Raw genomic sequence first — 19,184 nt, forward strand, 5'->3', positions numbered from 1 at the left:
CAGCTTTGCGCTATTGGACCGCCGCCGCGCGGGTCGGCCGCCATTCGACCAGCCGCCCGCCGTCCATCACGCCGATCCAGTCGCCGATGGTCTCGGCCTCGTCGGGGTCATGGGTGACCATCAACGCGGTCTGGCCGGCGGCGCGCAGGATGTCGCGCACCTCGCCGGCCAGGCGGTCGCGGGTGGTCGCGTCCAGGCTGGAGAAGGGCTCGTCGAGCAGCAGCAGCCGCGGCGATGGCGCCAGCGCCCGGGCCAGCGCGATCCGCTGCTGCTGGCCGCCGGACAGCTCGTGCGGCATCCGCGCGCCCAGTGACTCCAAGCCCACCATCGCCAGCAGTTCGCGCACGCGCTGGTCGCGCTCGGCGCGCGGCCGGCGCCGCAGGCCGAATCCCACGTTCGCCGCCGCGTCCAGGTGCGGAAACAGCGCGATCTCCTGGAAGAGCAGGCCGACGCCGCGCCGCTCGGGCTCGACGTGCCGGCCCGGGCCGGACAAGACCTGCCCCGCCAACACGATGCGGCCCGCTTCCAGCGGCTCGAAGCCGGCGATCGCGCGCAGCGCCGTGCTCTTGCCGCAGCCCGACGGACCCAGCAGGCAGGCGATGGTCCCCAGCGGCTGGACCAGCGACAGGCCGCGCAGGACTGGCGTGGCCGCGCCGGGATACCGGACCTGGAGGTCCTCGAGGGCCAGGGTGCTCATGTCGCCTCCTTCATCGGCATGAATGCGGGGGACGCGTCGTCCGCGGGCGACGCGGGCGCGGGCTCGCGGCTCAACAGCAGCACCGCCGGCAGCCCCACCGCCACGATCAGCAGCGCCGCGAGCGCGCCGTGCTCATAGCTGCCGCGCGCGGCCTCGGCGTACAGCAGCGTCGGCAGCGTCTCGAAGTTGGCCGGCCGCAGCAGCAGCGAGGCAGGCAGTTCCTTCATCACGTCGATGAACACCAGCAGCGCGCTGGCGGACAGCGCCGGCCTGAGCAGCGGCAGGTGGACGCGTCGCAGCGTGCCCCAGGGCGATTCGCCCAGGCTGCGCGCGACCTGCTCCAGCGGCGCCGGCAGCCGCGCCAGGCCGGCCTCGACGCCGCCGATGGGCAGCGCCAGGAAACGCAGCACGCAGGCCAGGACCAGCACCGCGCCCAGGCCCATCAGCGGCAGGCCGGGCCAGCCCAGCGCGCCGGCGATCCAGCCGTCCATCGCCAGCGCCGGCGGCAGCAGCCCGATCGCCAGCACCGTGCCCGGGATGCCGTAGCCCAGCGCCGCGCTGCCCAGCCACCAGGCGCGACGGCGCCCCGCCCCGCCGGTCGGACGCGAGGCCCAGGCGACGATCAATCCGGCCGCCACCGCGATCGCGGTCACGCCGAGCGCCAGGCCCGCCGAGTGCCTCGCGCCCGCCAGCACCTGGGCGGACAGGCCGTGCCCTTCGGCGGCGCGCTGCCAGGCCAGCACCGCCAGATGGCCGGCCGGCAGCACGAAGCCGATCAGCACCGGCAGCGCCGCCGCCGCCGTCGCGAGCCCCGCTCGCAGGCCGCGCAGCCGGCGCCGCGGCGCGGGCCGCATCGCGTGGACCGTGCCGGCGCGACGCCGCCGCCGGCCCTGGCGTTCCAGCCAGACCAGCAGGGCCACCATCGCCAGCATCGCGCAGGCGATCTGCGCCGCCGCGCCCAGGTCCGAACGCGTGATCCAGGTCGTGTAGACCGTCGTGGTCAGCGTGGCCACGCCGAGGAACTCCGACGCGCCCACGTCGTTCAGCACCTCCAGCAGCACGAGCCCGACGCCGACCGCCAGCGCCGGCCGCGCCATCGGCAGCGCGACGCGCCGGAACGCGCCCCACGGCCCCTCGCCCAGCAGGCGCGCGACCTCCATCAACCGGGCCGGCTGGGTCGCGAACATGGCGCGCATGCTCAGGTAGACGTAGGGATAGAGGACGGCGGACAACACCAGCACCGCGCCCGTCATCGAGCGCGCATCGGGCAGGCGGAACTGGCGCGGCGACTCGACACCCAGCAGCGCGCGCACGGCGCTCTGGAAGGGGCCGATCGGATGCAGCAGGTCGACGTAGCTGTAGGCCGCGATGTAGGTCGGCACCGTCAGCGGCAACAGCAGCGCCCATTGCAGGACGGCCCGGCCGGGGAAGTCGGTGCGCGTCACCAGCCAGGCGCTGCCGGTGCCCACGAGCGCCGTCAGCAGTCCGACCCCGGCCAGCAGGGTCGCCGTCTGCGCCGCCGCGAGCGGCAGCACATGCGCGATCAGATGCTCCCAGTGCGCGGCCCCGGCGCCCAGCGCCGTCCAGGCGAGCGCGACCAGCGGCGCCAGCACCGCCAGCGCGATCGCGGTGGCCGTCGCGTGCCAGAGCGGACCGACCGCACGCGGCCGGCCGAGCACCGTCCTCACGCCGTCACTGGTCGAAGGCGACCTTGTCGATCAGCAGGCTGGCCTGCTTGCGATGACGGGCGATCTCGGTGAGCGGCAGGGTGTCCGCCTTGACCGGCCCGATCGCGGACTGGATCAGCGGATCCAGCGCGACGCCGGCACGCACCGGGTATTCGTAGTTGGTCTGCGCGTAGAGCTGCTGCGCCGGCTCGGACACCAGGAAGGCCAGCAGCGCCCGCGCAGCCGCGGGGTTGGGCGCATGCCTGGCGACTGCGGCGCCGCTGATGTTCACGTGCGTGCCGGCCCCCTTCGCGGCGAAGGTCGGCTTCAGCACCTGGATGCCGTCACCCCACTTGCGGGCGTCGCTGCCCGGCTTGGACGACTTCATCTGGCCCACGTAATAGGAGTTGGCCAGGCCCACGTCGCAGATGCCGCCCAGGATGTCGCGCGCCACGTCGCGGTCGCCGCCGGTCGGCTTGCGGCCGAGGTTGGCCTTCAGACCGCGCAGCCACTGCTCGGTCCGGGCCTCGCCGTCGTGCGCGATCATCGCGGCCACCAGCGCGGTGTTGTAGGGATGCTGGCCGGAGCGCGTGCAGACCTTGCCCTTCCACTTCGGGTCGGCCAGGTCCTCGTAGCGGATCGGGCCGGCCTTGAGCGCCTGGTCGGCATACAGCACGCGGGCGCGCATCGACAGCGCGGTCCATTGCCCGTCCGCGCCGCGCAGGTGGGCGGGCACCGCGGCCTCGACCTCGGCCGACTTCAGCGGCTGGGTCACGCCGCCTTCGACGAGGTCGACCAGGTTGCCCACGTCCACCGTCATCAGTAGGTCGGCCGGCGAGCGCGCGCCCTCGGCCTTGACGCGCTCCAGCAGGCCGTCCTTCACGAACACGGTGTTGACCTGGGTGCCGGTGCGGGCGGTGAAGGCCGACAGCAGCGGCTGGACCAGCGCGACCTCGCGCGTCGTGTAGAGCGTCAGCTCGCCACCGGGTCGGGCCTCGGCTTGCGCGCCCGCCGGCACCATCACCGTCGCGAGGGCCAAGCCGGTCAGCGCCGCGGCGGTCCCGGTCGGGCGGAGGGCGGGTCGGAAGGAGGTCGTCAGTGAGCGCATCGTGGGTCTCTTTCGCTGGTATCCCGGAGGACGGTGGAACCGGAGCCTGTCGATGAGAATTACTCTCATCTGAGGAGTGGCGCACTTTAGGCGCCACCCTCCGTCCCGGCAAGGAGACAAATTCTGGGACGGACGCAGGAATTGACGTATCCCGTACGGCGGAGGTAGGCGCCCCGCCGACGGTGCCCCGCAGCGCGGGCAGGGCCCGTCGCTCAGGCCGGCTCAGCGGGCTCGACCGGCGAGGCCGTCTGAGGCAGCGCCCGCGCGCCGGCGGCGATCACGTCCGAGATCTCGCCGATCACCTGCCGCAGCCAGCGCTGGGCGGGATCGGGCTCGGCGCGGACGTGCCAGACCTGGCTGATGTCGATGCCGCGCAGCGCGAACGGCAGGTGCCGGCAGGCGAGCTGCCCCGCGAAGCCCGTCGCGGGCACGAAGCTGTCGGGCAGCACCGTGATCAGGTCGGACTGCTGCACCGCCATCGTGCCGGTGAAGAAGCTGTTGACCGTCATCGCGACCGTGCGCTTGCGGCCGATCATCGCCAGGGCGTCGTCGACGAAGCCGTGCGCCCGCCCCGCGAAGCTCACCCGCAGGTGCTGCGCCGCGCAGTAGGCGTCCAGCGTGAGCGCGCCCGGCGCGGCCAGCGGATGGTCGGCGCGCATGACGCAGACATAGCGGCTCGCGTAGAGCGCCTCGCGGCGGAAGGCGGCGCTGTCGTCCTCGACCAGCAACTGCTCGGTCAGGTCCGGGAAGAAACCGATCGCGAGGTCGGCCCAGCCCTGCTCCAGCAGCTCGCGCGGGTCGCGCGTGGTCAGCGGCACCACCCGCAGACCGACATGGATCCCTTCGTCCAGGAAACGCCGCGCCAGCTGCGGCACCACCAGGGCGGCGGTGGCGTCGGCCATCGCCAGCGTGAAGCTGACGGTGTTGCCGGCGGCGCGCGGGTCGAAGACCTGCGGCTCCAGCGCCTGCTGCAGGCTGGAGAGCGCGCGCCGCACCACCGGCCACAGCGCCTGGGCATGCGGCGTGGGCTCGACGCCAGTGGAGGACGGGATGAACAGCTCCTCGTGCGTCGCCTCGCGCAGCCGGCGCAGCGCGTTGCTGACCGCCGGCTGGGTGATGGCCAGCCGGTGCGCGGCACGGGTGACATGACGCTCTTCCATCACCACGTCGAAGACGCGCAGCAGGTTCAGGTCCAGCGTCCGGAAGTTGACGGGGCGGGGGGTGCTCATGCGCCGGATGCTAATTCCGTCACGGGTCATTTCCGGCCGTGATGACCCGATTCCGAAGCGCAATTGGCGTGCCCTACGTAAAAACCGCAATATCTCGGCCATGGCGCAAGGCCACCCGCCCAGCGCCCCCAACACCACCTCAAGAAGGGAACCGCCATGATCACCACCACGCTGAATGTCCAAGTGATGGCTGCCGACGCAGCCCGCGTCCGCGCCGCGAGCGCGGCCGGCGAGCGCCTGGTGAGCCTGGCCCTGCGCGCCGGCCATGCGGTCGTCGAGTTCGTCAACGCCGCCGCCGAGCTCCGCCCCCGCGACGCGGTGCTGCAGGCCGCCGCCGAGCAGTCGGCCGAGCGCCCGGACCTGGCCTTCTCGCTGCGTCGCGTCGCCCGCAACGGCTGGATGATGTATTGACCGAGTCTCCTCCGGACGCCTGACCCGCGTCCGCTCCTGCAAGGATTGAGCCGGGCCGCAAGGTCCGGCTTTTTTCTTTGCGCCGGCCGCCGAGTCCGGATCGGTCAAATCCTTCGTTGCTTCCGCGCCTGCGGACCCGGTTTTGGCCGGAAGGCCATCGACGGCCTCTCAACATCGCTGCCTCGTTCCTGTCGAAGGAGGCCAGCCATGCCAGTCGAAAATCTCTACGCCCGAAAGCCGGGAGCCGCTCACGGCGCGCACCCGCCCGCCATCCTGGCGCCCCAGGTGCTGCGCGAGCCGGACGCCAGCTATCTCGCCCCCCGCCCCCGACCACCCGCCTGGTCCGAGCCGTCCCGGCAGATGTTCGACTTCATGGAGATCCCGGTCGACTACCGCGACGCCGTGCCCTACCGGCGAGCGTTCCTCGATGCCTACGAGCCCAACGTCGATTCGCTGCTGCCGCCGGCCCTCGCCGACTCGCTGTACCGCACCGCGCACTGGGAGAACGGTCCCCATCATTTCGAAGGCGCGCTGAGCATCCTGACCGACTTCATGACGGAGTTCTGCTGGTCCTCGTCGGCGCTGGAGGGTTGCCGATACACGCTGGCGGAAACCGACGCCCTGCTGCGGCTCGACCAGCGTCTCCAGGACCATTCGCTCGATCACGGCGAGGATGCCAGGCTCGTCCTGAACCACGCCCGGGCGCTGGAGCTAATGGTGTTCGACGTGCATCCGCACCGGATCACGCCCGGCCTGCTGATGCGGCTGCAAGGCTGCCTGATGCGAGGCCTCCTGCCCGCGGAACGTTGCGGGCAGGCGCGCGACATCAGCGTCTACATCAATGGATCGGCCTACCAACCTGCGGGACCTCGTGTGCTCCTCGAGGAAATGCTCCAGCAGATCGCCACCAAGGCCGCGGCCATCCGCAACCCGGTCGAAGCCGCCTTCTTCCTGTGGATCCACATCGCCTACCTGCAGGCCTTCGCCGACGGCAACAAGCGCACCGGCCGGGTCGCCGCCAACCTCCCGCTGCTCAGCGGGCACTGCGCGCCGCTGAGCTTCGCCGGTGCGGAGAAGCGGGACTACGTGGTGGCCATGCTGGGCGTCTACGAGCGCAACGACGTGTCGGTCGCCGTCGACCTCTTCGAATGGCTGTATCGGCGTTCGATGCAGCGGTACGTCTGGATGCTGGGATGATCGGCCCATGCCCGATCCGACCGTTCTCCAGGCCGTGCGCTTCGCCGGCGCCCACGCGCTGGCGATCTACGCCGCGCTCCTGCTGCTGGTGATGCTCACCGCGGGACTGGTCGCCCGCGGCCTGCTGCCCCTGCGCGGCCCGTCCGCCGCGGCGCCCGAGCCGCTCTCGCCCGTCGCCCTGCTGCTGCGCTTCGCGGCGGGTTTCGCCTGCCTGGTCGGCGGCGCGATGCTCTTCGCCACGATCGCGGAGGAGCTCCACACCGAGCCGACGCTCGGCCAGCTCGACGAGGCCTTCATCGTCGCGATGATCGATCACGTGCCCGAGCTCGCGCTGCGCGCCTTCTACCTGATCACCGTCGTGGGCAACCGGGAGACGCTGATCACGCTGGGCGTGGTGGTCACCGCGGCCCTGCTGGTCCTGCGCCGCCGCGGGCTGGCCCTGGGCTGGGCGCTGGCGATGCTGGGCAACGGCGCCCTCAACCCGACGCTGAAGCAGGTCTTCGAGCGCGCCCGCCCCATCCATCCGACCCACTGGCTCACCGAGGACGGCTTCAGCTTCCCCAGTGGCCACAGCTCGGGCGCGGTGATCGCCATGGGTATGCTCGCCTACCTGGCGGTGCGGCTGCTGCCGCGGCGCTGGCACGTGCCGGCCTGGATCGCGGCCGCGGGGCTGGCCTTCTCGATCGGCGCGAGCCGCGTCTTCCTGCGCGTGCATTTCCCCAGCGACGTCCTCGCCGGCTTCGCCTCCGGCACGGCCTGGCTGACGATCTCGATCGCCAGCATCGAGCTCGCCCGCTGGGCCAAGCGCCGGCGCAGAGCGCCTCAAGTCAGCGGCGTCGAACTCACCCGCTGAAAGAGGCCCACGGTCTCGTCGACATCCCAGCGCTCGACGACCGCCGCCTGCCCCTGCTCGGTCCGGATCAGGTTCACCGAATTGGGAATGCCGCCCCGCACCCGCGTGCTCAGCGCGGTGCCGGCCTGGACGGCCCAGACCGGCCGCGGCAGGTCCGGTCGACGCTCGTGCAGCGGCAGCACGTAGGGCAGGTGGATGTGGCCGCCGACGATCGCGTCCACGCCCGCCTCCGCCCAACGCCGGGCGGCCTTCGCATGACCGCGCAGCAGGTTGGCCAGGTCCGACGCGCGCGTCACCGCCACCGGCTGGTGGACCGCCACCAGCTTCACCTGACCGGCGCGCGCCGCGGCCAGCCGCTGCGCGGTGCGCTCGATCTGGCGCTCGGACAGCTCCCCGTTCTTGTGCCGGTAGCGCCGCGTGGTGTTGAGCGCGATCAGCAGCAGATCGTCGGTCTCGAACTCGTCGTCCCGGACCGGGCCGAAGGCGCGTTCATACCGCTGGTAGGGATGCAGCAGCCGCGTGGGCAGCGCGTAGAGCGGGATGTCGTGGTTGCCGGGAATGACCAGCCGCGCCGGAATGCCGAGCTTGTCGACGAAGGCCCGGGCGCGGGAGAACTCGATCGGCCGCGCGCGCTGGGTGATGTCGCCGGTGATCAGCAGCACATCGGGCCGCAACTCGCCGCACAAGCGCTCCAGCGCCGCCAGCGCCATCGGCCGTTCGGTGCCGAAGTGCGGGTCGGACATCTGCAGCACCAGCGTCATCGCCCGGACTCCGCCTCGGCGAGGTTGGCCTGCGCCTGACGGCGTTCCTCCGCCAGGCCGGGGGGACGGATCAGCATCAGCCGATGGGGCGAAACCTCGAAATGCAGCGGCAGCCGCATCCAGAGGACTTCCCCGTCCGTGGCGACCTTCACCCGCCGCGCGCCGATGCGGCGGTCGCGCACGGTGAGCCGGCGGAAGGCGAAGTTGACGATCTGGTCCGCCTCGGCCAGGCGCCCCATGGCGCCGCGCACCAGCAGCTTCAGCAGTCCCCAGCGGCCCACCGGCTTGAGCATCACGCCGGCCAGCGCGCCTTGGTCGATGGCTTGCGCCTCGGGCAGGCCGACCTGCTCCATCTGCAGCGCGTTGTTGCCGACGAAGACCGTCGGTGTGCGGACCTTGCGCGGCGCGCCCTGCGACTCGATCGTCAGCCCGAGGCTGCGATGACCGCGCAGGATGGTCGCGAGCACCGCGCCGATGGCGATGGCGCGGCTGCGGCCGAACTGCCGCTTCCAGACCTCGCGATCCTCGAGCGACTGCGAGTACAGCCCCAGGCTCGCGTTGACAAGGAAGACCCGGTCGTTGAGCAGGCCGACCTGGACCGGCACCGCGCGCTCCTCGAGCAGCACCCGCAGCGCGGCGTCCAGTTCGGCGGGAATGCCGTGGGTGCGGGCGAAGTAGTTGAAGGTGCCCCGCGGCAGCACGCCGAAGGCGCAGCCGCTGCCGAGCACCGCCTGGGCGACGCAGTTGATGGTCCCGTCGCCGCCCGCGGCCACGACGACGCCGCCGGCCTCCCTCGCGCGCCGCACCGCCTCGCGCGCGGTCTCGACCAGGCAGCCCGGTTCCTCGACGGGCATCAGCTCGCAGACGCGGCCCGCCGCGCGGCAGGCGGCCTCGACGGCCGGACCGAGCTCATCGCGGTCGCCTCGGCCCGAGGCGCGGTTGAACACGACGAAGAGCGGTGCGGAGCGGGGCGCGAGCAGCACAGACATGGGCGTTGGGGCGCGTGGCGGGCGGGAAAGTCGGGACGATACCCGGCTTGGCAAGCGAGGCGCCCGACCGGCGGACGGCGCCGGGCTCAGCGTTCGGCCGGAGGGCGGCGCGAATCGCCGGCCGGGGCGATCGACAGCGCGTCGATCAGGGCCCGCACGCCCGGCAGCGACGGCGCCTGCGCCGTATGACACAGCAGCAGCGTGCGGCGCGCCCAGGCGTCGGCGAGCGCCACCATGCGCAAGCCGGCCGTCATCTGCCGCTTCGCCGCGCTGCGCGGCATGACGGCCACGCCCGCGCCCGCCTCGACCAGGCGCGCGATGGCCTCGAAGCCGGACACCCGCACGCGGTGCTTCGGCACCCGGCCGCCGCGCGCGGCCTGCGCCTGCAGGAAGCGACTCAGTCCGCTCTCGGCGCCGAGGCCGACGAAGGGCTGGTCCAGCAGCTCGACGAACCGGATCGATGCCGCGCGCCGACGCGGACTCGCCGGCAGCAGCGCGACCAGCTCGTCGTCCAGCCAGGCGTGGGCGCTCAGGCCGGCGGTGTCGACATGGTCCGCGACCACCGCCACATCCGCGACGCCGTCGCGCAGCGCCTGCAGCGCGGCGTCGCTGGGCATCTCCTGCAGCTCGAGGTCGATGTCGGGATGCGCGGCCAGGAAGGGCCCCAGGCGCGGCGGCAGCGCCTCGACGATCGCCGCCGTGTTGCCCAGCAGGCGCACCGTGCCGCGCAGGCCGTGCCCGAAGGCCGACATCGCCACATGCAGCGAATCGAGTTCCGCCAGCACCCGGTGGGCCTGCCGCGACAGCGCACGGCCCGCGTCGGTGGCCGCGGCGCCGGTCTTGGCGCGGTCGAGCAGCCGCACGCCGACGCGATGCTCCAGCGCCTTCAAGCGCGCGCTGGCCGCCGCGAGCGACAGGCCCATCGCCGCCGCGCCCGCGGTGATCGACCCCTGCGCCACCACCGCCTCGAAGAGCTGCAGGTCGAAGGGATCGACGCGGTAGTCGATCGGTCGCGCGGCGGCGCGGGAGCGGGTGTTGGCGGCGGTCATCAGGGCCATCCTCTTGCAGACGCGAAGGATATCCGCCGCACATCGAGATCGACAGCGCCACGGCCGGCGCTGAAGATGCGCCGCATGCAGTCGATCTCCTTCGCGGCGCTCGCGCCCTGGCTCGGCATCGGGCTGGTCTTCGTCCTGGCCGGTGGCGTCAAGGGCATCACCGGCATGGGCCTGCCGACGGTCGCCATGAGCCTGCTCGGCCTGTGGATGGCGCCGGCGCAGGCCGCCGCGCTCCTCGTGATGCCCTCGCTGTTGACCAATGTCGCGCAGTGCCGAGGACCGGCGGGACGGGAGCTGGTCGCGACGCTCTGGCCGATGTGGACCGGCCTGGTGCTCACGACCGTCTGGAGTCCGGACCTCGCCTCTCTCGCGCCGATCGACGCCCGGCTCCCGCTGGGCGCGATCCTGGTGGTCTACGGGCTGTGGGGCCTGCGGAAGCCCGTGCTGCCGCGCATCGCACCGGGCGCGTGGTGGATCGGCCTGGCCGCCGGACTGGCGACGGGTGTCGTCACCGCCGCCACCGCCGTCTTCGCGCTGCCGCTGGTGCCCTACCTGCAGGCCCTGCGGCTGGACAAGGACACGATGATCCAGGCGCTGGGCCTGTCCTTCACCGTCGCGACGCTGGCGCTGGCCGCGCGGCTGCAGGCCTTCGACGGCGGCGCGCTGTGGTCGCTGCCGTCCTTCGTCGCGCTGGTTGGCGCCAGCGCCGGACTTGCGCTGGGCGCGGCGCTGCGCGCGCGCATCAGCGCCGCGGCCTTCCAGCGCGGGCTGTTCCTCATGTTCATCGTGCTGGGCGCGGCCAATCTGTGGCGTGGGTTGTGAGCGCCGGGGGGCAACGCGAGCCGGTTCGACGCCGACGGCCGCGCACGGCCGACGATCGCCCGGATCGGGCCAACCGGAACGCCGATGCCAGCTCGTTCATCCGCTTGGCCTGATGGTTGAGCGACGCCGCCGACGCGGCCGCTTCCTCGACCAGCGCGGCGTTCTGCTGCACCAGACGCTTGACGTCCGCCCGATCGCAAGCCCGTCGAGCAGGGCGCGGTAGCGCAGCGACTGGACCTGCAGCGACTGGACCTGCAGCATCTGGTCCTGGCCGTGGAGGACCTTGAACTGGCCACGCAGCGGGTCGCAGTCTCGATCAGCGGATCGGCATGCGACGCGGCGCTAGGCGGCTACGGAAGCCCTGACCGATCCGTGCGGTGGCGGCGTCGCGCGCGGTTGCCAGCTCCGGGTGGCTGGAGGGGGCTCCCGGCGTTCGGTTGGTCCGCCACATCATCACCCGTTCGGGTGAGCGTTATGAATTGCGTGCCGACTAGTAGTAATACGCGCGCCCGCGCACCTGCGATCGCGGATGCCGCCTTCCCACGAGCGCGGCAAGTGGACTTTCCATTAGGGGTTCCAAGCGCTCGCCCGAGGGAGACGCATCGCGTCTAATGAGCCCGCCTCGGTGTGGCGCTTTCGCGCATTTCCGGCGCATCAAGAAACAACAGAGAGTTCCGACAGGGAGGGATCCTCAGCGAGACCGCGCCGCGTGACCGACTCCGGATCACGCGAGGTGGCGCGTTACGCCTGTCCGGACATCGGGAGCAGGCAGCTTTGAAGAGAGAACTCCAGCCCTTGCGCGGCATGCGCGAGGCAGGCCATGCGTCGCGCGGCGATGCATCGAGCGGCCGTCTGGCCATTACCGCCCTGCGCTGGGCCGGTCGAGCGGCCTGTGCCGCGCTGGCCATGGGGACGCTGGCGGTCTGGGCGCAGACCGCAGTGCCCATCACGCCGCCCAACTTGACGGGTGGCGTCGCCGGCTCGCTAAGTGGCCAGGCCGGCGTCTCGAGCGGCGGCGCGGCGACCTACAGCGTCGCGTTGACCCTGCCCCCGGGCACGGCCGGCCTCTCACCGACGCTGTCGCTGGACTACTCGAGCCAGTCGGGCATGTCGTCGATGGGCTTTGGATGGCGGCTGGACGGCCTGTCGCAGATCACACGCTGCCCCAAGACGATCGTGCAGGACGGCGTGCGCCGGGGCGTGACCTTGACGGCCGAGGACCAGTTCTGCCTGGACGGCCAGCGGCTGCTGATGGTGGCGGGCAGCGGCGCGCACGGCGCGGCCGCGGAGTATCGCGTGCAGATCGACAGCCAGAGCCAGGTCAAGTCCTTCGGCAGCGATCCGGCCAAGGGGCCGGACTACTTCGAGGTCCGCAGCAGGAAGGGCCTGGTGTTCACCTACGGCAAGACGGCCGACGCGACGATCGAGGCGCAGGGCACCGGCAAGCCGGTGCTGACCTGGGCGCTGTCGCGGGTGATGGACCGGCGCGGCAACTACTACGACGTGCGCTACAGCGAGAGCAACACCGCGACGCTTGGCGAGGCCTATCCGGAGCGCGTGCTTTACACCGGCCACATCGACCAGGGTGGAGGCGGTGGCAACCAAGCGCCGTACAACGCGGTGCGCTTCATTTACGAGGATCGGCCGGACCTGCAGCTCGCGTACGTGGCGGGCAGCCGGCTGACCAACTCCAAGCGGCTCACGGCGGTGCGGACCTACACCGGCACCGATGTCGACGGCAACGGCGGCACGCTCGCGCGCGACTTCCGCATCGGCTATGTCGTCAACGCGACCAACGGCCGCAGCTTGGTCGACACCCTCAAGGATTGCGATGGCGCCGGCAACTGCCTGCCGGCCACCACTTTCAGCTGGACCAAGTCCGATCCGGCCGGCAGCGCGGGCGCTGACACCGGTAGCGGCAACTGGGGCGGACCACAGGTCGCGCTGACCTCGCTCACCATCGATGGAGATCGAAGCCAGCAGGTGAAGTCGCAGGTCGTCATGGGCGACTTCAACGGCGACGGCATGGTCGACCTCATGCGCGGGGATGGCAGCAACTGGCAAGTCTGCCTGTCCACCGGCAGCGGCTTCAACTGCAGCAACTGGATGCCCTCGAGCGCGCTGACCCGCGACATCGTCACCGGCGACTTCAACGGCGACGGCAAGACCGATGTGGCGGTGTACCCAAAGGTCGATGGGCCAGGGACCTGGACGGTCTGCCTGTCCACCGGTTCGAGCTTCAGCTGCGGCCAGTGGCCGGGCTACGGTGCGAGCAACTACTACGCCAACGGCCAGACCAGCGGCGCACTGGTAGGCGACTTCAACGGTGATGGCCGCGACGACATCGCGATTGCCGGTCCCAACGGCGACAACGAGCGCATCTGCTGGTCGACGGGCTCGGGTTTCCGGGGCGGGACCTGCCAGAACTATCCGGGCTCCTTCCTGTTCATGTACGCGGCCAAGCTCCAGACCGAGGAGAGCGTGCAGTCCTTCCAGACCGGGCAGATGAGCGTGGACATCGACGGCGACGGTCGCGCAGACGTCATCCAGTACTTCGGGACGCGCCGCAACAATCCGTCGATCTATCCGAAGGGCGCGTGGATGGGCATTCGGGCGACCGACGCGGGCTTCGTCAGTTTCTCCGCCGCTTCGACAGGACAGATGCTGCTTGATGGCGTGACGAGTCCCGGCGACTCGCGGGCCGCCGACGTGACCGGTGATTCCTACGGCGGCCTGAGCGATGTGGTCAACGGCTACATCACGGACGGCACCAATCCTGCGCGGATGGAGCTCTGCCGCAGCAATGGCTTGACGCTGGTGAACTGCCTGGCGCTGCCAGGCGCGGGTGGCGCGACCGGACCGGTGTCCTACCTGCGGGACCTCGATGGCGACGGCCGGCCCGACATCGTCGCCGCGGGCCAGGTCTGCCAGCTGCAGCTGAGCGCGTACGGCGCCGGCAACACCGATCAGTACACGCTGGCCTGCGCACCGCGGCCCGCTGGCTCCGGCGCTGGGGACACCAGCCCCGCGCTGGTGTCCTATGCGGGCGACTTCAATGGCGACGGGCGTCCGGACAGCGCGTCCTACATCATGACGTCGAACACGACGGGCTACTGGCGCGTGTATCTGTCGAGCCATGTAGGGTTCGCCGACATGCTCGACACGGTGACCAATGGCGTGGGCCAGCCGATCCGGTTCAGCTACAAGCGCCAGTCCGATTCGAGCATCTACACGCCGGGCGCCGCGGTGAGTTATCCGAAGCGCAACTTGGTCGGTGGCACCGGGGCGCTGGTGTCGTCGATGCAGACGGGCAACGGCGTCGGCGGATGGCTGACGACGGACTACGCCTACGAGGCGGCGCGTGCCGACCTGAGCGGCCGCGGGGCGCTCGGCTTCGAGAAGCGCCGCGTCATCGATCGGACCAAGGGCATCACCACGCAGACCACGGTGAGTCAGGACTTCCCGACGATCGGCATGCCGCTGGAGACGCGCTCGACGCAGACCAACGGCACGGTGCTGAGCCTGTCCTCGGTGAGCTATGGCAGCGTCGCGATGGCGGCCGGCGCGGTGTGCCCGTATCCGACATCGTCGACGCTGCAGACGCGCGACCTCAACGGCACCGCGATCGCGACGACCTCGTCGAGCGTGGCGGCAGGCGGCGTTGATGCCTACTGCAACGTGACCGATGCGAGCGAGACGGTGAGCACTTCGGACGGCGCGTCCTTCGCGACGCGCACGGTCACGAGTTACCTCAACAACCCGGCAGCGTGGCTGATCGGGCTGCCGACGAACGTCGCCGTGACAAAAACAGCGGTACAGCCGTACGCAGCGGCCAACGCGTTGTCGCTGACCGCGTGCGTGAGCTCCGTACCCACCAATGCGGCGGCGACCTTCAGCTGCACGCTGGCCAACGGCGGCCCGGACGCTGCGACTGGCCTGGGCTACTCGAGCGGCAGCGGGACGACGGTGAGCGGCCCGCCCAGCTGCGCTGGCAACTCGGCGAACTGCGGCGTCGTCGTGGTGACGAGCACCGCTTCCCCCGCGACCTACAGTGGGACCCTGCGCGTGACGGCGGGCAACAGTGCAAGCGTTGCGTCGACGACCTACACGCTGACGGTGACCACGCCGCCAGCCCTGGCACTGTCGAACTGCAGCAGCTCCGCGCCGACAACCTCGGCGGCCACGATGAGCTGCCGGCTTTCCAATGGCGGGCAGACCGCAGCAAGCGGCATCGCCTACGCGGCGGGAAGCGGTGTGACGGTGAGCGGGCCGGCGTCCTGTCCGGCGGGATCGGCGGACTGCGGCGTCGTGACGGTGACAAGCTCGGGCGCGCCTGGCGTCTACAACGGCACGATCAGCGCAACGCCGGCCTCTGGCAATGCGGCTTCGGCGGGATATTCGCTGACGGTCTACACCTCGTCGGCGCTGACGCTGTCCGGCTGCAGCAGCTCGTCGCCGACAACCTCCGCGGCGACGATGACCTGCACCCTGGGCAACACCGGCCAGACGGCGGCCGGCAGCATCGTGTATGGCACGGCCTCGGGCGCTTCGGCCAGCGGGCCGTCGTCCTGCGCGGCGGGGACTGCCAACTGCGGCGCGGTCACCGTGTCGACCTCCGGATCGCCTGGCAGCTACAGCGGCACGCTGACCGCGACACCAGCATCCGGCAGCGGCGCGTCCGCAGCGTATTCGCTGACGGTCTACACGCCGCCGGCGCTGACGCTGGCGAGTTGCGTCAGCTCGTCTCCGACGACTGCGGCCGCGACGATGAGTTGCACGCTGGGCAACAGCGGCCAGACGACGGCCAGCGGCATCGCCTACGGCGCCGGCTCGGGTGCGTCCGCTGGCGGACCGTCGACTTGCGCCGCGGGTTCGAGCAATTGCGGCACGGTGACCGTGACCACTTCGGGCAGCGCCGGCAACTACGGCGGCACGCTCACGGCGACGCCGGGCAACGGTGGCAGCGGCGCATCGACGGGCTATTCGCTGGCGGTCTACACGCCGCCGGCCTTGGGTCTGGCGAACTGCGCCAGCACTGCGCCGTCGAGCTCAGTCGGCAGCATGAGCTGCACGCTGATCAACAGCGGCCAGACGAGCGCGAGCGGCGTCAGCTATGGCGCGGGCTCGGGCGTGTCGGTGGGCGGGCCTTCCAGCTGCGCGGCGGGTTCGTCCAACTGCGGCGCGGTGACGGTCACGTCGGCGGCAAACCCCGGCACCTACGCGGGCACGCTCAGCGCCTCGCCAACGAATGGCGGCAGCGGCGCCTCCGCCGGCTACTCGTTGGTGGTATTCACGCCGCCAGCGCTGCGTTTTGCGGGCTGCTCGGCGACTTCGCCGTCCACAGCCGTGCAGACCTTCACCTGCAACCTCGCGAATGACGGGCAGGCCGCCACATCTGTCGGGTACGCGTCGGGCAGCGGCACCTCGGTCAGCGGGCCGGGCGTGTGCGCCGGCAGCAGCGCCAACTGCGGCGCGGTCGTGGTCAGCACCTCGTCGACGCCGGGGCTCTACAGCGGTGCGCTGACCGTCAGCGCGCTCAGCGGTGGCACCGGCGTGGGCACGGGCTATTCGCTACGGGTGTACTCCAACGGCACGACCTTGTCGGCCTCGCCGATGACGCTGGACTGGGGCACGCTGACGGGCGGCTCGCCGACCAAGTCGCTGACCATCCAGAACACCGGCCTGGCGCCGACCACGCTGAGCTGGAGCCTGGCCTACACGGCCGGCTCGATCGGGATGGGCAACTACTCGGTGGTGACGGCGCAGTCGAGCTGCACGTCGGGGCAGTCGCTGGACATCGGGCAGAGCTGCACGGTGACGTGGGCGATGAACACCCAGTGCACGACCAAGGGCGTGCGCAGCGCAAAGATGACCATCAACGGCGGCACATCCGCTGTGGTCGTGTCGATGTCGGCCAACGTGCAGCGCACGACGCTGTGCCAGTGAGGGAGCCGACCATGGAAAACAACAAGATGAAGCATCCGATGGCGCTCGGTGGGGGAACGCGCCCGCTGGCGGCGGCGCTGGCGCTGGCTGGCGCGTTGACCGTCGCGGGCTCCGCGCTGGCACAGATCACGACCGTGACACGCGTGGTGAGCTACGAGTACGACGCGTACGGGCAGCTCAAGAAGGAGACGGTGCAACCCGACGACGCGGCGCTGCGCGTGTCGACGGAGTACACCCGCGCCGCGGTAGGCGGCGTGGACTTTGGCCTGGTCAGCGCCAAGACGCTGACGTGGTTGGACCCGGCGAGCGGGGCGACGAAGACGCGCGTCGTGCAGAGCACCGGCTACGACGCGCAGGGCCGCTTCGCGCTGACGCAGACCAACGCCAAATCGCAGACGGTTGCCAGCACCTACGACGGGGCCACCGGCGCGGTGCTCAGCACCACCGATGCCAACGCACTCACGACGAGCTGGAGCTACGACGGTTGGGGCCGCAAGACGAGCGAGTCGCGCGTGGACGGAACGGCCACGACGTGGTCGTACCGGCAGTGCGTGGACAGCTGCGGCTGGGCGGTGTCGGTCGTCGTGACGCAGCAGTGGGCGGGACTGGGCGGCGCAGGCCAGGCGCAGACGGCGGTGCCCAAGGAGGACTTCACCGACCGGCTGGGCCGCGCGGTGCTGGGGCGCACCTGGGGCTTCGATGGCACGGCGGTGGTGACGGAGACGGCATTCACGGCGCTGGGGTACACGGACTCGGTGGCGCGGCCGCGGTTCCAGGGCGCGGCGCCGGTGTGGACGTATTACGAGCGCGACGAGATCGGGCGGGTCAACAAGATCCGCTCGCCGGCGCCCGACGGCAGCGGATACGCGCAGACGACGTACACCTACGGCGGGCGGGTGACGTCGATGCGCAATGCCAAGGGGCAGACCCGCGTTGAGGAGCGCAACGCGCTGGGCAAGCTCAAGGCGGCCACTGACGCGCTGGGGCACACGACGAGCTACCTGTACGACGGGTACGGGAACCTGGCGCGTACGCAGGATCCGCTGAGCAACGTGATCGGGATCGGGTACGACGCGCTGGGACGCAAGACGTCGCTGAGCGACCCGGACGTGGGGCAGGTGACGTACTGGGTGGACCCGCTGGGGCAGACGTGGAAGCAGCGCGACGCCAAGGGACAGGAGACCACGTTCGAGTTCGATGAGCTCGGCCGCCTGGTGCGGCGGCTGGAGCCGGACCTGGATTCGCGCTGGGAGTACGACACGGCGGCCAAGGGGGTGGGCAAGCTGGCGGAGAGCTACACCTGGGTCAACGGGGCCAAGGACGTGCGCCGGGTCACCACTTACGACGCGCAGGGCCGGCCCAGCATGACGGTGGCAAGCCTCGACTGGGACTACCTGACGCAGACCTCGTACGACGGGTTCGGGCGGGCGAACGTGCAGAGCTACACCAGGCGCGCGCGAGGCGCGGTCAGCGGCGGGGTGAGCACGGCCATCGTCAACGCGTTCAACGCGATGGGGTACATCGACAAGACCTATCGGCGTAGCGACGGTGTGGACACGCTGGTGTGGCAGGGACTGGCCATCGACGCGGAAGGGCGCGACACGAAGCAGCGCATCGGCACGAGCGCGCTGGTGGTGCACGGCTACAACACCAGCACGGGAAGGCTGGAGAGCATCGTCAGCGGGGCGGCGTCAGGCGGCGCGGCCGACGGGACGCTGCAGAACGACGTGTACCAGTACGACGTGCTGGGGAACCTCTCGTACCGGGCGCAGCTCAACGGCGCGGGCACGCTGCTGCAGGAGTCATTCGAGTACGACGAGCTCAACCGGCTCAAGGCCAGCTACCTGGGCAGCCAGACGAATGCCTTCGCGTATGACGCGCTGGGGAACATCACCAGCAAGGCCAATGTGGGGACCTATGCGTATCCCACCTCGGGGTACGGGGCGGTCAGGCCGCATGCGGTCTCAAGCATCACCGGGGCGGTGGCGGGGCTCACCAATCCGAGCTTCAGCTACGACGCCAACGGAAATCTGGTCAATGGGTTGAACCGGGCGTACACGTGGACCGCGGCGGATACGCCGCTGAGCATCGACAAGCTCTCGGGCGGACAAGCTGTGCAGCGCACCGAGTTCGTGTACGGGCCGGATCACGAGCGGGTGCGGCAGGTCGTGAGGACGATGAGCGGCGGACAGCCGCAAGGCACCGTCAACACGGTCATCTACGCGGGGGCGGTGGAGAAGGAGATCGACGCCGAGAAGGGCGTGACGATCATCCGCACGAGCCTGGGGGCCGATGGCTTCGTGGAGGAGCGGATCGCAGGCATGGCGATCAGTGCCGACACGGCGGGAACGAGGAACGCGAGGTTCTTTCTCAAGGACCACCTGGGTTCGACCATCGCGATCATCGATGAGGGCGGGCAGTTGCTCCAGCGCATGAGCTATGACGC

The 19,184-nt window shown here is 71.0% G+C and carries 12 protein-coding genes and 1 pseudogene; 6 read left to right on the forward strand and 7 right to left on the reverse strand.

Annotated features, from left to right (window positions below):
• Positions 1-10: 10 nt before the first annotated feature.
• From ACTJKJ_RS17740 to ACTJKJ_RS17755, 4 genes are all read right to left on the reverse strand, one after another.
• The gene (locus ACTJKJ_RS17740) at positions 11-697 is read right to left on the reverse strand and encodes an ABC transporter ATP-binding protein (RefSeq protein WP_440821245.1); all 687 of its coding nucleotides are present in this window, start codon (positions 695-697) and stop codon (positions 11-13) included.
• Complete coding sequence (locus tag ACTJKJ_RS17745) at positions 694-2,376, reverse strand: ABC transporter permease (RefSeq protein ID WP_440821258.1); 1,683 nt, start codon at positions 2,374-2,376, stop codon at positions 694-696. Before ACTJKJ_RS17745 ends, ACTJKJ_RS17740 begins: the two co-directional genes overlap by 4 nt.
• A 13-nt stretch (positions 2,377-2,389) precedes the next feature.
• Positions 2,390-3,472: an extracellular solute-binding protein gene (locus ACTJKJ_RS17750; RefSeq protein WP_440821246.1), complete on the reverse strand. Its 1,083-nt coding sequence runs from the start codon at positions 3,470-3,472 to the stop codon at positions 2,390-2,392.
• A gap of 212 nt (positions 3,473-3,684) precedes the next feature.
• Complete coding sequence (locus tag ACTJKJ_RS17755; protein WP_147242720.1) at positions 3,685-4,701, reverse strand: LysR family transcriptional regulator; 1,017 nt, start codon at positions 4,699-4,701, stop codon at positions 3,685-3,687.
• Between the two features lie 156 nt (positions 4,702-4,857).
• Here ACTJKJ_RS17755 and ACTJKJ_RS17760 point away from each other — a divergent pair, with 156 nt between their 5' ends.
• From ACTJKJ_RS17760 to ACTJKJ_RS17770, 3 genes are all read left to right on the forward strand, one after another.
• The gene (locus tag ACTJKJ_RS17760) at positions 4,858-5,112 is read left to right on the forward strand and encodes a hypothetical protein (RefSeq protein WP_091720983.1); all 255 of its coding nucleotides are present in this window, start codon (positions 4,858-4,860) and stop codon (positions 5,110-5,112) included.
• A gap of 207 nt (positions 5,113-5,319) precedes the next feature.
• A complete protein-coding gene (locus ACTJKJ_RS17765; RefSeq protein ID WP_440821247.1) occupies positions 5,320-6,309 on the forward strand; it encodes a Fic family protein in 990 nt (329 codons plus the stop codon).
• Between the two features lie 7 nt (positions 6,310-6,316).
• Complete coding sequence (locus ACTJKJ_RS17770; protein WP_440821248.1) at positions 6,317-7,162, forward strand: phosphatase PAP2 family protein; 846 nt, start codon at positions 6,317-6,319, stop codon at positions 7,160-7,162.
• On the opposite strand, the gene ACTJKJ_RS17775 is transcribed toward ACTJKJ_RS17770, so the two are convergent.
• From ACTJKJ_RS17775 to ACTJKJ_RS17785, 3 genes are all read right to left on the reverse strand, one after another.
• Positions 7,132-7,923, reverse strand: coding sequence for a metallophosphoesterase family protein (locus ACTJKJ_RS17775; RefSeq protein WP_297385318.1), 792 nt, complete (start codon positions 7,921-7,923; stop codon positions 7,132-7,134). The two genes, ACTJKJ_RS17770 and ACTJKJ_RS17775, sit on opposite strands and share 31 nt — an antisense overlap.
• Complete coding sequence (locus ACTJKJ_RS17780; protein ID WP_440821249.1) at positions 7,920-8,912, reverse strand: diacylglycerol/lipid kinase family protein; 993 nt, start codon at positions 8,910-8,912, stop codon at positions 7,920-7,922. The genes ACTJKJ_RS17775 and ACTJKJ_RS17780 overlap by 4 nt, the downstream gene beginning before the upstream one ends.
• Before the next feature lie 86 nt (positions 8,913-8,998).
• Complete coding sequence (locus tag ACTJKJ_RS17785; protein ID WP_297385322.1) at positions 8,999-9,961, reverse strand: LysR family transcriptional regulator; 963 nt, start codon at positions 9,959-9,961, stop codon at positions 8,999-9,001.
• An 84-nt stretch (positions 9,962-10,045) separates the two neighbouring features.
• On the opposite strand from ACTJKJ_RS17785, the gene ACTJKJ_RS17790 reads away from it, so the two are divergent.
• The 3 genes and pseudogenes from ACTJKJ_RS17790 to ACTJKJ_RS17800 form a co-directional block, all read left to right on the forward strand.
• On the forward strand, positions 10,046-10,792 hold the full coding sequence (locus ACTJKJ_RS17790; RefSeq protein WP_440821250.1) for a TSUP family transporter: 747 nt from the start codon (positions 10,046-10,048) through the stop codon (positions 10,790-10,792).
• A 774-nt stretch (positions 10,793-11,566) separates the two neighbouring features.
• Complete coding sequence (locus tag ACTJKJ_RS17795; protein ID WP_440821251.1) at positions 11,567-16,738, forward strand: FG-GAP-like repeat-containing protein; 5,172 nt, start codon at positions 11,567-11,569, stop codon at positions 16,736-16,738.
• Between the two features lie 11 nt (positions 16,739-16,749).
• Positions 16,750-19,184 (forward strand): annotated as a pseudogene (locus tag ACTJKJ_RS17800) (hypothetical protein); the annotation flags it as partial.

Source organism: Roseateles sp. 22389, from assembly GCF_052044995.1.
In the GTDB taxonomy this organism is placed as follows: domain Bacteria; phylum Pseudomonadota; class Gammaproteobacteria; order Burkholderiales; family Burkholderiaceae_C; genus Roseateles.